The 13,446-nt window shown below is 67.4% G+C and carries 22 protein-coding genes; 8 read left to right on the top strand and 14 right to left on the bottom strand.

The genetic code is table 11. From position 1 onward, the window contains the following. Window position 1: 1 nt before the first annotated feature. From FDP22_RS12570 to FDP22_RS12505, 14 genes are all read right to left on the bottom strand, one after another. Window positions 2-655, bottom strand: coding sequence for an HK97 family phage prohead protease (locus FDP22_RS12570; RefSeq protein ID WP_138579640.1), 654 nt, complete (start codon window positions 653-655; stop codon window positions 2-4). A 1-nt stretch (window position 656) separates the two neighbouring features. Then, complete coding sequence (locus tag FDP22_RS12565; protein ID WP_138579642.1) at window positions 657-1,835, bottom strand: phage portal protein; 1,179 nt, start codon at window positions 1,833-1,835, stop codon at window positions 657-659. Next, complete coding sequence (locus tag FDP22_RS12560) at window positions 1,835-3,550, bottom strand: terminase large subunit (protein WP_138579644.1); 1,716 nt, start codon at window positions 3,548-3,550, stop codon at window positions 1,835-1,837. Before FDP22_RS12560 ends, FDP22_RS12565 begins: the two co-directional genes overlap by 1 nt. Continuing rightward, the gene (locus tag FDP22_RS12555; protein WP_138579646.1) at window positions 3,550-4,005 is read right to left on the bottom strand and encodes a hypothetical protein; all 456 of its coding nucleotides are present in this window, start codon (window positions 4,003-4,005) and stop codon (window positions 3,550-3,552) included. Before FDP22_RS12555 ends, FDP22_RS12560 begins: the two co-directional genes overlap by 1 nt. A gap of 92 nt (window positions 4,006-4,097) precedes the next feature. Beyond that, window positions 4,098-4,466: an HNH endonuclease gene (locus FDP22_RS12550; protein ID WP_138579648.1), complete on the bottom strand. Its 369-nt coding sequence runs from the start codon at window positions 4,464-4,466 to the stop codon at window positions 4,098-4,100. Between the two features lie 111 nt (window positions 4,467-4,577). Next, a complete protein-coding gene (locus FDP22_RS12545; RefSeq protein WP_138579650.1) occupies window positions 4,578-5,174 on the bottom strand; it encodes a hypothetical protein in 597 nt (198 codons plus the stop codon). A gap of 26 nt (window positions 5,175-5,200) precedes the next feature. Next, window positions 5,201-5,896, bottom strand: a complete 696-nt coding sequence (locus FDP22_RS12540) for a hypothetical protein (protein WP_138579652.1) — start codon at window positions 5,894-5,896, stop codon at window positions 5,201-5,203. Between the two features lie 17 nt (window positions 5,897-5,913). Beyond that, window positions 5,914-6,534 (bottom strand): hypothetical protein, encoded by a 621-nt coding sequence (locus FDP22_RS12535; RefSeq protein WP_143972259.1) that lies wholly within the window; start codon window positions 6,532-6,534, stop codon window positions 5,914-5,916. A 131-nt stretch (window positions 6,535-6,665) separates the two neighbouring features. Then, window positions 6,666-7,295: a DUF1376 domain-containing protein gene (locus tag FDP22_RS12530; RefSeq protein WP_138579590.1), complete on the bottom strand. Its 630-nt coding sequence runs from the start codon at window positions 7,293-7,295 to the stop codon at window positions 6,666-6,668. Further along, window positions 7,288-7,710 (bottom strand): hypothetical protein, encoded by a 423-nt coding sequence (locus FDP22_RS12525; protein WP_138579592.1) that lies wholly within the window; start codon window positions 7,708-7,710, stop codon window positions 7,288-7,290. The genes FDP22_RS12530 and FDP22_RS12525 overlap by 8 nt, the downstream gene beginning before the upstream one ends. Beyond that, on the bottom strand, window positions 7,707-7,925 hold the full coding sequence (locus FDP22_RS12520; protein ID WP_138579594.1) for a hypothetical protein: 219 nt from the start codon (window positions 7,923-7,925) through the stop codon (window positions 7,707-7,709). Before FDP22_RS12520 ends, FDP22_RS12525 begins: the two co-directional genes overlap by 4 nt. After that, window positions 7,918-8,361, bottom strand: a complete 444-nt coding sequence (locus FDP22_RS12515; protein WP_138579596.1) for a hypothetical protein — start codon at window positions 8,359-8,361, stop codon at window positions 7,918-7,920. The genes FDP22_RS12520 and FDP22_RS12515 overlap by 8 nt, the downstream gene beginning before the upstream one ends. Beyond that, window positions 8,358-8,861, bottom strand: coding sequence for a hypothetical protein (locus FDP22_RS12510; protein ID WP_138579598.1), 504 nt, complete (start codon window positions 8,859-8,861; stop codon window positions 8,358-8,360). The genes FDP22_RS12515 and FDP22_RS12510 overlap by 4 nt, the downstream gene beginning before the upstream one ends. A gap of 133 nt (window positions 8,862-8,994) precedes the next feature. Then, window positions 8,995-9,240 (bottom strand): helix-turn-helix transcriptional regulator, encoded by a 246-nt coding sequence (locus FDP22_RS12505; RefSeq protein WP_138579600.1) that lies wholly within the window; start codon window positions 9,238-9,240, stop codon window positions 8,995-8,997. Window positions 9,241-9,293: 53 nt separating this feature from the next. Here FDP22_RS12505 and FDP22_RS12500 point away from each other — a divergent pair, with 53 nt between their 5' ends. The 8 genes from FDP22_RS12500 (at window position 9,294) to FDP22_RS12465 (ending at window position 13,376) form a co-directional block, all read left to right on the top strand. Next, window positions 9,294-9,947: an XRE family transcriptional regulator gene (locus FDP22_RS12500; protein WP_239031765.1), complete on the top strand. Its 654-nt coding sequence runs from the start codon at window positions 9,294-9,296 to the stop codon at window positions 9,945-9,947. After that, a complete protein-coding gene (locus FDP22_RS12495) occupies window positions 9,944-10,522 on the top strand; it encodes a hypothetical protein (RefSeq protein WP_138579604.1) in 579 nt (192 codons plus the stop codon). Before FDP22_RS12500 ends, FDP22_RS12495 begins: the two co-directional genes overlap by 4 nt. 264 nt (window positions 10,523-10,786) lie before the next feature. Beyond that, entirely contained in the window at window positions 10,787-10,981 is a 195-nt protein-coding gene (locus FDP22_RS12490; protein WP_138579606.1) for a hypothetical protein, read from the top strand. Next, window positions 10,978-11,232: a hypothetical protein gene (locus tag FDP22_RS12485; RefSeq protein WP_138579608.1), complete on the top strand. Its 255-nt coding sequence runs from the start codon at window positions 10,978-10,980 to the stop codon at window positions 11,230-11,232. Before FDP22_RS12490 ends, FDP22_RS12485 begins: the two co-directional genes overlap by 4 nt. After that, complete coding sequence (locus FDP22_RS12480) at window positions 11,232-11,810, top strand: hypothetical protein (protein ID WP_138579610.1); 579 nt, start codon at window positions 11,232-11,234, stop codon at window positions 11,808-11,810. The genes FDP22_RS12485 and FDP22_RS12480 overlap by 1 nt, the downstream gene beginning before the upstream one ends. Next, window positions 11,807-11,992 carry a hypothetical protein gene (locus FDP22_RS12475; protein WP_138579612.1) on the top strand — a complete coding sequence of 62 codons (186 nt, stop codon included), beginning with the start codon at window positions 11,807-11,809 and terminating at the stop codon, window positions 11,990-11,992. The genes FDP22_RS12480 and FDP22_RS12475 overlap by 4 nt, the downstream gene beginning before the upstream one ends. A gap of 54 nt (window positions 11,993-12,046) precedes the next feature. After that, complete coding sequence (locus FDP22_RS12470; RefSeq protein WP_138579614.1) at window positions 12,047-12,415, top strand: hypothetical protein; 369 nt, start codon at window positions 12,047-12,049, stop codon at window positions 12,413-12,415. Window positions 12,416-12,428: 13 nt separating this feature from the next. Then, window positions 12,429-13,376, top strand: coding sequence for a DUF2303 family protein (locus tag FDP22_RS12465; protein ID WP_138579616.1), 948 nt, complete (start codon window positions 12,429-12,431; stop codon window positions 13,374-13,376). The last annotated feature ends 70 nt before the right edge of the window (window positions 13,377-13,446 follow it).

Raw genomic sequence — 13,446 nt, 5'->3', positions numbered from 1 at the left:
CTCATCCTTTCACGCTGTGGAGTGCATCGAGGAAGGCTGCTTTCAGCTCTTCCAGTTCATGCCTGCCGCCAGCGTCCCGCATGGCTTCGAGGCCCTTGTAGCCGTCGGCCATGAAGGCCTCGGCTTCCTTGCGCGTGAGCACGTAGCCAGCGTCCCGCATGGCACTGCGCATCACGTCGCGGAATTCCCGCATCTGGAGATCGACGGCCTTCACCGCATCGATCATGGCGTTCCCGTCGGCCGGAAACACAACCACGCTCACCTCGAACAGATCGATCTGCTTGAGCAGCCGCCCGCCCTCGGCCGTCTCCTTGAACCCGCCGGACGGCACCCGGTAGCCGATCGACATGCCGTCGACATGCCCGGCCTTCAGGCTCGCGTAGGCGTTCTCCGCCTCGGTGTGCCCCGGCGTCAGCTCGCCGGTGACCCGCAGCCCCTTCCCGTCCTCGGCGAGCGAGGTCCACCGCCCGATGAGCACGTCCGGGTTGTGGTTCCAGAGCATCGGGAGCGCCTTGCGGGCCCGGATGCTCTTGGCGTAGGCGCCGGCCAGGATGGTGTCGCCGTAGGTGTCGACCTGGTCGAACACGCTGGCATAGCCGGTGATCGTGCGATCCTTCACCTCGACATCGTCGAGCGCCCGGAACTTGTGCTCCATCTCAGGTCTCCGTGCCTGTCTGCAGGTTGCCGTTGTTCAGCCAGTCGCCATCCTCGACACGGTCCTCGCCCTCGGCGTCCCGCACCTCGTTCTGCGTCATCCAGCCCGGCTTGCCCGGCGCGCCGAGCGCCTTCTCGTAGTAGGCGGCGCGGTCGACGGCGGTGCCGCGCATCAGCCCCTTCACGTTGTGGTAGGCGTAGAGCTCGGGCTCCGGCAGGACCACCCGGTCGAGGGCCTGCTCCCAGCGCTCGAACCATGGCATCAGTGTGTGCACCACATGCGCCTGGAACAGCTGCTCGGCGCTCGCGTAGCTCATGCCGCTCGCCTGCATGATCATCAGCGGCTGGACGCGCAGCGCGCGGGCCACCTCCTCGATCTGGAAGCGCCGGCTCTCCAGGTGCTGCTGGTCGATCTGGCTCACCTGCATCGCGGTGAAGCTCCAGCCCTCGTCCAGCACCGCGACCCCGCCCCGGCCGTCCGGACCGAAGCGCTCGACCCACGCCTCGCGCAAGGCCTCGCGGCTCTCGGGCGAGAGCCTGTCACCCTTGTAGGACAGGATGCCCGAGGGTCTGCCGCCCTGCTCCTGCAGGTCGATCTGCTGTCCTTCGAGCCCGGCGGTGAGGTAGAGCATGTCACGCATCAGCGCCATCACCTCCAGCCCCACGCGCCCGTCCATCGAGGGGCCGCGGAGGTGGAAAACCTCGCTCACCGACAGGTCGAACTGCCGGCCGTCCACCGTGGCGCGGTAGGACAGCACGCCCTTGTCCCAGCTTACCTGCATGTCGCGCGGGTGGATCGGGATCAGTTCGTCGACCTTGCCGCCCACCCGGTTCACCATCGAGAAGGCGTTGCCATAGACCACCGCGTGCACGGTCATGAGCTCGCGCCACTCGAAGGCGGTCATCCACTCGTTGGGTTTGCGGTAGAGCAGATCGTAGACCCGCAGGTCCGTCGCCGGCCGGCGGCGGGTCTGGCCCCCCTCCCGGGTCTGGCGGTAGACCTTGAGCGGCGCCATCGCCACGCCCTCGGAGATCACCCGCACGCCGCAAAGCACCGCGGAGAGCTGCAGGAACCCGTCCGGCCCGAGGCGCCGCATCCTGCGGCTGACATCGATCGGCAGGCTCGCGGTCGTGCTCACGGAGGAGCCGAACCACGACCATGGCCGCCACCAGCTGCCCATCACAGCACCATCAGGCCGGAGGCTTCGAGATACGAGCGTCCGCCGGGGGCATGCGCCTCGGGGTTGGCCGCCATCAGCATCGCGGCGTCTAGCACCGCCATCAGCGGGTCGATCTTCGCCTTGCCGGAGATCTGCTTCGTGATCAGCACCGCGTTTCCTCTCGGTTCCACCCGGGCGTTGCCCACGCACCAGGCCATCATCGGCGAGCCGTCATGCAGGAAGGTCCCGTCATGCAGCTTGCGCTCCAGCCCCCAGATCGCGGCGCAAAGTCGCCAGCCCTGGCTCACGCCCGCGATCACCTCGTCCGGCACATCCTCTTCCGCGATGGCATCCACGATGGCCGCCACCCCGTTCGGATCGAGGCCGACGCCGGCCTTCTCCGGGAGCAACCCGGCCGACCAGATGCGCCCCACCAGGGCCGCGACCTCGACCACGTCCTGCGTGGGGGTCTCGCAGATGGTGAGGTGCCCTGCCCGCTCGAAACCGCGCAGCGTGTCCTCGTTCTCCGGCCGGCGGGTCAGGGCGATGGGGTGTGCCCAGGCATGCGCCCAGGACCGCCAGACCCGGGTCTCGCGGTGGCGGCCGATCACCGCCGCGCCGAGCAGGTCGTCGAGGCCGCCTCCGTCGATGCCCACGGTGCAGACGTCCGAGGTCTCCAGCAGCTCATCGAGGCTGGCCGGCCCCTTGCCAGCGGCGACCCAGTAGTCCGCTCCGACCCAGCGGTCGGTGTGCAGCGCGAGACCGATCTGCACGTTGAGGTGCTGGGAGGCCCAGCGGGCCTCCTCCTCGATGCCCCGATCGATGGCGCCGCGGTACTCCGACACCAGCCGCTCGATCGAGATGGAGCGGCCGAGGTTCGGCAGCACCATCGGCCAGAGCTTCGGATCGCGCCACGGCTTGCGCTCGTCGATCTGGACCGCCTCCGGGAACTCGTAGAGCACCGGCAGCATCCGCACGTCCTCGCGGATCACGCCATCGCGCACGCCCCGCGCGTACTTGAGCTCGGTCTCGAACACTCCGGTCGGCGGGCGGTCCGACTGCGTGGTGATGAACACCAGCAGGCTCTCCGGATTGGCGAGCAGGCCGCCACGGATCTGTCCCACCACCCGCGATGCGAAGGCGCTCGATGCCATGACGTGCAACTCATCGAGGATCACCAGCACCGGCTTGGTGCCGGTCATCACCCGCATGTCGAAGGTCTTCACCCTCAACACCGCCCTCGTGATCCGGCAGGTGATCCGCTTCAGGTGCTCCTGCACGTGGAAGCGCTTGGACAGGTATTCGTCCGGGTCTGCCTCGATCATCCCCTGGATCTGACCGAAGCACAGGTCGGCCACATCCTGCGTCGGGCCCACCACCAGCATTTCCGCGTTCGGGCGCCGGTTCGCGAGCATCGCGACCAGGCCCATTGCTGCCGCGTTGGTGGTCTTCGAGTTCTTCTTCGGTACCAGCGCGAAGATCTCCGCGACCCGCCGCTGCCCGCTCTCGGGGTCGATGGACCCGAAGGCAGCGCGGATGATGTCGCGGAACCAGTCGCCCGCGGCCTCCGCCATCGCAGGTTGGCCCACCACGTCAGGCAGCCGCAGCCGGTCGAAGATCGCCACCGCCTGGTCGGCGGCAGCAGTGTCGAGCGGCAGATGAGGCACGAGAGACCGGCCATCACGCAGCCGGTCTGCCCAGTCCGGGCACGAGAAGTCCCAGCCGTCGAAGGCCATCAGTGCACCTGCGGAAGCACGTCACCCCAGCTGGTCGGCATGTCGCCCGCGTCCCGCTGCGCCTGCGCCTTCTTCCCGAGTGCTGGCTCGCGCGGATCGTTCTTGGGCGGAGGCGGCGCGGCGCGGCCCTGTTCCAGTCGCTCCAGCATCAGGCGCGCCGAGGGAACGTGGCCCTGACGCATCCGGGCCATCACGACCTCGAGCGCCATGCTCTCGATCAGGTCCGCGCCCACGGCGAGCTCACGGGAAAAATGTTTGCGCAGGGTCTTCTCATCGCAGCCCAGATGGGCGGCCACGCGCTTCTGCGACCAGCCATTCCCCACCAGTAGAGCGACAAGCTGTTGATTTTCCTTCGTCTTTGCGAACGATGGCCGACCCCACCGCTCGCGGATCTGCGACACCGGCGCCCCGAACAGGTCAAAGGCCAACGGGTCGTCGGAATTTTGCTCATCCACGGGAAAAAAACTCCGTATGTGGGGAGACGGCGGTTGCCACCCCCTCCTCCGCCGCCAGGTCTGACCCCGGGGGGGGGCTTCGGCCGGGCCGGTCACCACCAGTTCAGGCCGCCAGACCGCTCCCGCTCTTCGACCTCCCGTCGCGCCTTCTCGCCCGAGTGGCACTCGGCGCAGAGGCACTGGAGGTTCTCCGCATCGGTGAAGAGATCCATGTTGCCGCGATGCGGCGTGATGTGGTCCGCCACCATGCGGTGGGAGGCATCGACCCGCCCGCACATCGCGCAGGTGAATTGCGCGGCGACCAGGCACGACCAGCGCAGCCCGTCCGGCTTGCGCCGCCAGATCCTCAGGTCATAGAGCCGGTCCCAGCGCGCCGATGGCGCGGCCGGTGCCGGCGTGCGTTCTGGTGGTGGTGGTTTGGCGATGCCGCTGCGGACGCGAAACATGCGGAGTCGCGCCATGCTCACCTCCAAATGCAAAGCCCCGCACCGGGATCTCCGGGCGGGGCTTCTCTACTGTGCATTTCTGTGCCCTGTTTAGCGGACACCTGTCAAGAGGGTTATGGACGAGTGTCAGAGATCCATGACCGACAGCGCCATCTTGAGGGCCTCCACGGCGTTCCCGCATTCCCACTGGTTCCGCGCAAAGCCGTCCCGAAGGTACCGCCCGTCACAGCACACGTGCTGCACCACGGCGCAGGCGTCGCGCGGGATCTGCCGGGCGAGCCGGGCGTAGCGGTGCTGGGCGTCCAGCAGGATGATCGTGCGCGCATCAGGCCGCGGCGTGCTGTCCACCCGTGGCTGCGAGAGATCGGCCGAAGGCGTGGTCTGGCAGCCCTCCCAGGCATCGGCCAGGGCAAGGCCGGCGGCGCGCTGCTGCTTGTCGAGGATGCCGCGCACGTACATGTCCTCGATCGGGTGCAGCACCCGCCGGCGGCGCCGACCGTTCGCATCCTCCGGCACCGGCTCGGTGATCATCCGCAGCCGCGCCCGGGCGCCGACCTCGCGCTGCTCGGTGTCCCGGGGCACGATCCGGGGCGCGCCCGTCGTCTCGTTCCGCGTGACCTTCACCCGGCACACCGCGCCCCGCGCCACTGGCACCGGCCGTGTCACGCTGGCGCCGGCGTCCCAGTCCGTTCCACCGAGATCCACCTGTGGCAGCGTTGTCACCACTTTGCGCTTGCGCCCGACCCCCATCACAGCCGCGCCGCCTTCGGTCCCATCGCAGCCTGCAGCCGCGAGAACCGCTTGCCCCACTCGGCTGCATCCTTCGATGCCTCTTCGGCCAGCGTGGCCGCCGCGAGTGCATCCTCCTCCGCCTTCCGAGCCTTCGCCGTGATCGTGGCCAGGTCTGCCTCCAGCCTCCGCGCGTCCTCGTTCACCGCCGGCCCGAACTCCTCCTCCCGGATGCTCTCCACCCAGCAGACCGGAACGCCCGCAGACAGGGCAACAGTGTGGTCGGTCTCGCCGCCCACGTAGCCACCGCCGTCCTCGGAATAGGCGTCATCGATGGCCCTGAACACCTTCCGACGATCCGAGCGGCTCATCTCCGCCACGCCCGGCGTCGGGAGCCCTGCCTCTCCTCGCATCTGCACCACCCTGTCCACCACCGGCCCCGCCGTCTTGCCCGCCTCTTTCATCGCCGCCTTCTCCTCGCGCTCCCGCGCCTTGATCGCCCTGAACTTCGACACGCACGCCGGACACGCTGGCTTCTTGCCGGTGAGGCCCGTCCAACCCCGATGAATGAAGAACTTGTGCGCCTCCTCTGGCGGCGCCCGATGCCTGCCACCGCTGGATTGCATCGTGTCGTTCTTCCGGCAGTAATGGCAGCGGGCACGCACCACAGTTCCGCTCTGCTCGAACTCCAGAGCCGAGGGCAGCCTTCTGGACACCTGAGCAAACCTTCCACTCACACCCGACCCTCCGCTGCCTCGCCGCGCACCAGCTGCGCGGCCATCTTCTCGCGCCGGTCCCAGAAGCCCCGGAACCGGGCATCGTCCTCGGAGAGCGCCTGCCCTGCCGCCAGCCGTTCCTCGATGATCACCAGCCGCCGCCGCTCCTCCGCCGCCTGCTCGCGCAGCTGCGCCAGGGCGTACTCGGACGTGGGCGGCGGACCCGGCTTCACCAGCGCCGAGAGCAGCGGACCGGCCCAGCCTTCCGCCTGCGCGCGCCGGCCCACGGCACAGGCCATGAAGCTGGTCACCTTGCGGTCGAAGCCCGGCGGCGGCGCGCTGATCGTGTGCGCGAACTTCACCACCCGCACCTCGCGCGGCCAGCGATCCCCCGCCTTGCCCTCGCCCATCGTCATCAGCCCCTCGGCCAGCGTGGCGAGGTCGGCCCGGTCGAGATAGGCGAGCTTGGCCACGATGCGCTCCAGCTCCGCCCGGTGCGCCTCCACCGTGGTGCCGGTGGGCCGCTGGAAGCCCGCTCCGATCAGCCGGTCGATCACCAGTTCGCGCACGGCGGCCTTGCCCGTGACCGGCTCTGTCGTCTCGCTGTCGGTGGTCATCTGCTCAGCCTCTCTCTGCATGATCCGGAGTTATCCACAGGGCGAAGTGTTTCGGGGTAAGGGGATGTGATGTGTGTGTGTCTGTGTGTGTGTTGTGGGTGCGAAACAGTTTCGCGAAGCAGTTGGAATGCACTCGCGAAACTGTTTCAAAATCAGCCCCCTGACGGCATGCGCCTGATATTGAGATCGGCCACCCTTCTGTCGTTTTCGAACTTCATCTCGGCCTCGCTCATGGCCGCGCGCACATTCTCGATGGTCCACCTGCATTGCTGCAGGCCGAGGATCCGCCGCGTCTCGATCACCAGGTCCTCGCGCTCGGTCATCCGGGCAGTGGCCCCGGCCTTCTGCATGCGGTCGCGCAGGCGCGAGAGCATGGCGCGCTCGGCCCCTTCCTCGTTCACCTTCTGCCGCCGCGCGAGTTTGGCTATGGCGTCGCCCACCATCTCCGTCACGGTCCGGTGCTGCAGGCGCCGCACCATTTCTCCGTCGATCTCGCAAGCGCAGGGAGTCCAGCCGTAGAGCGCGCCTTGGCGCACCCTTCGCCAGCCGTCCAGATCGCGCCCGAAACCGGCCAGCCGCGCGAGCTGCACGTCATCCTCGGGCAGAGTGCCGGCCGGGTCCTGGTCGCAGGCGACGGCCCAGAGGATCACCGCGAAAAAGCCCGCAGCGGGATCAACCTGCGCAACGAACCGGGAATTGAGCAGCCGCCGGAAGTGCAGCGGCACCCAGTCGCCGCGAATTCGTGACCCGCTCGGGACGGGGTACAGGGGAAGATCAGACATTGCGGTATTCGCCTCTCTGCCATGCGGCGCGCAGCTCGGTCACGCGGGCGAGGTCGAGACCGACCATCCGCGCGACGGTGAGCGGCAGCGCGCCGCGCCGCAGTTCTTCGAGCGCCTTCTGTGAGCGTCTGTCGAGGAACTGCTTCGGGTCGGGTTTGAGCTTTGGCTTGGCCTTGTGGACCGTTCCGGGCTCCGAAGGCCGCTTGATGACGTCGCGGTCACACAGGGCGCGCAGGCGGTCCGGGTCGGGGCCGACCGCACGAAGAGCGGCGGTCGTGATGGCGCGCTTGGAGAGCCATCCCGAAATGCTGGTGGCGCCACCGGTCGCGCGGGCGGCCTCCTGGTGGCTCGCGCCGTCCGCGATCATCAGGATCTGCGCCTCGTGCTTGTCATAGGTGGTCGCGGCGATGCTCATTGTGCGGCCGCCGCGCGCCCGAGCGGAGCGATTTCGGCCGCGTCGGTTTCGCGCTTGATGCGATTGAGAAGGGCCAGGGCGCCGGCGCGGGACATGGGCAGCCCCTCGCGCGTCATCTGCTGCGCTATCGCCTTGCCGGTCCAGCCTGCGTCTTGCAGGTCGAGCATGCGCAGCAGTTGCGCGTCGCTGTAGGTGTTCGGGGACTGCCTAGCCATGCGCCACCCTCCTGCGCTGCCCGATGTTCTGCGCCATGCCCTGCGCCAGCTCATCGGCCACCAGTTCGACCAGCGTCGGGCGCAGGCCGGAGAACCGGCCCTCTCCGTGAATCATCGCCCGCGCGTCAGCCATGCTGCAGCCGAGCGAACGCCGTACCGCCGAGATCGCCTCGCCCTTCGCCACACGCCGCCGGGCCGCGATGACACGCGCCGCGCTGGTGCCATCCAGGTAGCCGCTCCGCCGGCCGCGCCGCGGCATGCCGCGCAGATCCAGACCCTTCACGGCACACCAGATGATTTCCCGCGCGAGGCCCGTCTCGGCGGCGACGCAGGCGTAGATCTCCTGTTGCGTCTGGCCGCGGGCTGTCAGAAGCCGCTCGCAAAGCGCCTGGCGGACCCTCGGCGTCAAGGCGGGGTGACAAGCTGCGCTGCTCATTTGCCACCTGCCTCCACCGCGCGCAGGCGGGCCTGCGGCGCACGCCGGGTCTGCACGATGGCGGACAGGCGGTTGAGCGAGAGCTGCGTCTGCACGATGCGCGCATGCACGTCCTCCGCCTCCTCCGGCGTCAGGTCTCCCGGCAACTTCGAGCCCAGGCCGAGGGCCGCCGTCACGCCGGACGCGGTGTCCGCGAACCGCATGGTGAAGTCGCTCGCCGCCGCGGCCACGTCGCCGTCCCCCTCCTCCACCGGCAGGAAGAAGCCGCCGGCGATCCCCGCGAAATGGTGCGCGACGACAGTGGCCGCGGCCGGGAACCGGCGGCACAGGAGATCGAGATCGGGGGCCGGCATGCGACGCCCGTTCTCTTCATCCGGGTCGGTCCAGCGGCTGATCATCGAGAGCGAGCGACCGAGCTCGGCCTCGACATGCTTGCGGCCGCAGGCATCGAGCGCCTCGGCGAGCATCGCGTGGAAGGAATTGGGACGAAGCGGGCGCATGGGAAAACCTCCGGTGCCTATTCCCTGTTCGCCGCACTGCCGCAAAGGCATTGTGCGGTTGCGAACAGGGGTGCCGCGTTGAGAGGGATGGGTGGGGAAAAGCGGGTTTCAGCAGGAGACGCGGGGGCGGGCATTACTCCGCCCCCGCAATTGCCGAGGAGCAGGAGGCAGGAGCCTCCACCGGCACGTACTGCTCGGTCCAGGTTTCGACGGGGACGGCCTTGCCTGTGGCAGCCGAGATACGCGCCGCCAGCTTCATACTGATGCCAGCGGTGTTCCGGCACGCCCGCGAGATGGTGCCCTGCGTGACGCCAACGCGATCAGCGAAGTCCTTCTGGCGGATGCCGTGTTCGGAGAGATAGTCAGCGAGCTTTGTCATGGCATGGGACAATGCCAATTCGGCATAATTATGTCAATATGGTATATGCCAGAATGACCATTGCGCTTCCCTGCGTACATATGTCTGAAGCGCATATGAAAAACCGCATTGCCCAGATCCGGAAGAAGGTGGGGTTCAGCCAGGCTGAGCTCGCCGCCCGCATGGGCGTTGAACAGGGGACAGTTTCTCGCCTCGAGAATGGTCGCCGGCGGCTGACGCTGGAATTTCTTATCGACATCGCAACGGCCCTCGGATGTCGCGTAGCGGATCTAATCGAAGATGACCGCTCCTCAATCGCCGTCGCCGGCCGCGTCGGCGCGGGAGCCCAAGTGCCACTCGTGGACGCCTACGCAAAGGGCGAAGGGCTCTATCAGGTCACCTGCCCGCGCGAACTCTCACCCCACGGTATCGTCGCCGTCGAGGTTGAGGGCGACAGCATGGCGCCGACCTACCAGCCCGGCGACGTGCTGTTCTACCGGCGCGAGACGCACGAGGGCGTGCCCACCGAGGCGATCAACCACATCTGCGTCTGTGAGGGCATGGACGGCAATGCCTGGGTGAAGGTGGTGAAGCAGGGCACAGAGCCCGGGCTGTTCCACCTGATCTCGGTAAACATGTTGGCCGAGAACCAGTTCAACATCGCGTTGAAATGGGCAGCACGCGTGCGCCTGTCGCTTCCGGCTGATTTGGTGGAAAAGGCCTTGTGAGCTGGCTGGCCGATCTCAACTGGATCGGAAATTGGTCCCTGACCATTGGCATGGGCTATGTTCAGTACAGAAGGTGGCGCCACCAAGAGCGACAAACCCGACCAACCATCGAAATAACGATAAAGAACACGACGAAGATGGAGGACGATGGTCAAGGTGGAATGACAAGCACCGAATTACGTCACATCGGGCCCTATCGGGCATACAGCGCTGAACTTTCCATCACCAACAATCAGCCATCAGGCATACGGTTAGACTACATCCGCACCTCGCATCGATGGGCCGAACTGATCTCACCTCTTGTCAAGACTCGCGCCCCCGGAGGGGGGCACATGCTCACACACCCAGAGCCAGAGGGGTTTAAACAGCAGATCTCCGGCGTAGACCTGAACGCGTCATGGATCCCCCCTTCCCAAACTAAAACCTATTCCTTTGTATTTTGCCGTCACATTTCGGTCGACGACCGCCCGGCCTCGAGCGCGGCACGAGAAAGAGCCGCAGTTCTTCGCCTGGCTCTTTCAGAAGCAGACATGCGGCGAAACAAAATTACCATAAAAGCGAGCTGCCCCGCATGAACGAAAGTTAGCGACCACTCTAGAAATGCCCAGAACACTGCGCTCTCTGTAAGATCAGCCGCGAGCTGCAGGACATCTTTCATCCATCCTCCTCAGCCCCGCCTCGCGCGGGGCTTTTTCGTGCGCCCGGGCCATCCGGGCGCCGGAGCAGTGTAGCTGTAGCTTGGCCCTCCCACTAGAAAATATGTCATTTTGACATTTTGTGTTTGACGACCATATGCCGTTTTGCCATATTTATCCCCAATCACCACACGGGAGACGGCAATGCAGACCCACCCTGACCGCATCCGCAGCGAGGCCCGCGCCATCCTCACCGGCACCGGCCCGCACACCCCCTCACTCGCCAGCCTCGCGCTGCTCACCCTGAAGCACGAGGGCCGCCTGCCGGCCCTCCGCATGGTCACCGCGCCCGATGGCACGGCCCGCTACGTCCCCCTCGTTCGGGAGCGCGCGGCATGATCGGCATTTCCCGCAATTGCCTCACCCGCCCCGCCGACCAGCGCCTTGTGCTGGTCGAGGACTTCCGCCGCCGGAAGACCCCCGCCGACCGGCGCGACCTGCTGGACGCCCTCCTGGCCGATGGCGAGGCCAGCCTCGAATGGCCGGGAGGTCTCTGCCGCCTCGGCATGCTCGGTATCGAGGTGCATGCCGAGACCGTCGAGCACGCCCTGCGCCGCTGGTGCATTGCCGCCAGTCAGAGGGCGGCGTGATGATCCACGACAACCACACCACCCTGCCCCCGCGCCCCCGCCCCGCCCGCGCCATTGCCCTGCGCATGGTTGCCCGCGGGCCCTTCCGGGTTGCCCCCACCCTTGTGGATGCGGAGACGGGCCAGCCGCTGGCCGGCGTGGAGCGCGTCGAAATCACCGACACCACGTGGAGCGCCTACTCGGTGCGCGCCACTTTCGCGCTGCACCCGGACATCCCGCCGACGCCCACCCCATCGCGCCGCCCCGTCACCCTCGACATGCAGGAGGTTCGGGGCAAGCGTGCGCTGATGGTGGTGGACCGCGAGACCAGGCAGCCACTCAAGGCGCAGAGCGATCTCGTGGTGAAGCAGCATGCTGGGATCGGCGCCATCGACAAAGTTGTCGTGACGCTCTTCGTGGCCGAGGAGGCGGTGCCCGGGGCAGAGTGCGCCGAGGCTGTCGAGCGTTTGCGGGCGCAGATCGAGGAGAACGAGCGCGCCACGAAAGTCAGCCTGCGCGTGGGGACGATCCTCTCACTTGTGATCGTCCTGATTGCAGGCCTCGCCTGTGGCTTGGCGGCTTTGGGAGCGGGATCATGACCGACCAGAACCAGCTCGCCGTGAGCGGCCACACATTCGAGATGCTGCTCCATCACGTGGTCCGGTTCACGGACGGCGGCCAGATAGAACAAGAGACGTACCGGGTCGACGTTCAGGCCGCCCTCTCCGCGGTCGGCCTGCTCCTCGCCGGCATCCTCTTTTTGCTGGTGCACCTCGGATAACCGCCGCGCGTCCCAGGCACGCTTTCCACCAACCTCGCCCCAGGAGACACCCCAATGACCGAACCCGCCGACACCGGCGCCACCACGTTCTCGGACTTCCTGCAGCTCATCAATCACGGTGACGCGGAAATCACGGCCTCCGAGCGCCTGCGAGAGATGCTCGACACCCTGCGAGCGCACGCCGCCGAGAACCAGGTCAGCGCCAAGGGCTCCATCACCGTCAAGATCGACCTCACCCTCGAGCGCGGGATGCTCAAGGCGAAGGCCGCCATCTCCATCAAGACACCCGCACCGCCGGCCACCGAGGCCACGCTCTTCCTGTCGCGGGAGGGCAACCCCACCGCCCACGATCCGCGGCAAGGCCGGCTGAACTTCGCAACCACCAACGGAGGCGCCGGCGAGACCGCGCCCCGCACCGTCTGAGGAGATCACCGACATGGACACCCACGAGCCCGGCATGGCCGCACTGCTCACCGAGATGCGTGGCGCCTACGAACCCCGCGTGATCGAGGTGCAGGGCGACAGCGTTCGACATGATGCACCCGCCCGCTATCTGCTCACCCCCGGCGCACACGGCACCGTGCAGGCGAAGAACGTCTCCGATGACCTTGAGGCGCTGGCCCTGCATCCCCGACGCATCCGCCGCAAGGCCCGCGCGGAAACCCTGACTGCCTTCGTCGCTATGGTGAAGCACCACCGCGAGAAGCACTCCGCGCTGTTTCTGTCGAGCGGCGATGCGCCCGAGCTGCTGGCGGTGATCGACTATCATGCCCCGAACGGCGGCACCCCGGCCTTCTGCGATCACACCGTGTCCTATCCCTTCCCGCTGGCGCCGGAATGGCACGCGTGGTCGGAACTGAACAAGGCGGCCATGTCGCAGGAGGCTTTCGCCCAGCACCTCACCGACAACGCCATCGACATCATCGATCCGCTGCCCGGCCTCGAGGCTGCGAAGGAGGACGATGTGCCCGAGGACGTGTTGCGGCTGTGGCAATACCGGCAGGCCATTGGCGGCCGGCTCGCCACGCGGGCGCAGATGATGCAGTTCGCCGAGGGGATCGAGATCCGCGCGCATGCCCGGGTGAAGGGCAAGGTGAGCCTGCAGAGCGGACGCGCTGGCATGGCATGGGAAGAGGATCACCTCGACAGCAGCGGGGCGCCACTCGAAATCCCGAGTCTGTTCCTGCTTTCGCTGCCTGTCTTCGAGAACGGCCCGCGCTACGCCATCGCGGCCCACCTGCGCTACCGGGTGCGCGACGGCAAGGTGACGTGGTTCTACGACATGCACCGCGCCGATCTCGCGCGCCGTGACGCCCTCGAGGGCGCCGGCGCCTTCGCCGAGGCAGAGACCGAGCTGCCGCTCTTTTACGGCAACCATCGATAGGCATCCCGAGACCTGCCCGGCCCCTGTCCCTCTCGGGCCACGGCAGCCAGCCCGCCGGCAGACCCCTCCC

Source organism: Paroceanicella profunda (genome assembly GCF_005887635.2).
GTDB lineage: Bacteria > Pseudomonadota > Alphaproteobacteria > Rhodobacterales > Rhodobacteraceae > Paroceanicella > Paroceanicella profunda.
This window is presented reverse-complemented; position numbering and strand designations above follow the sequence as displayed.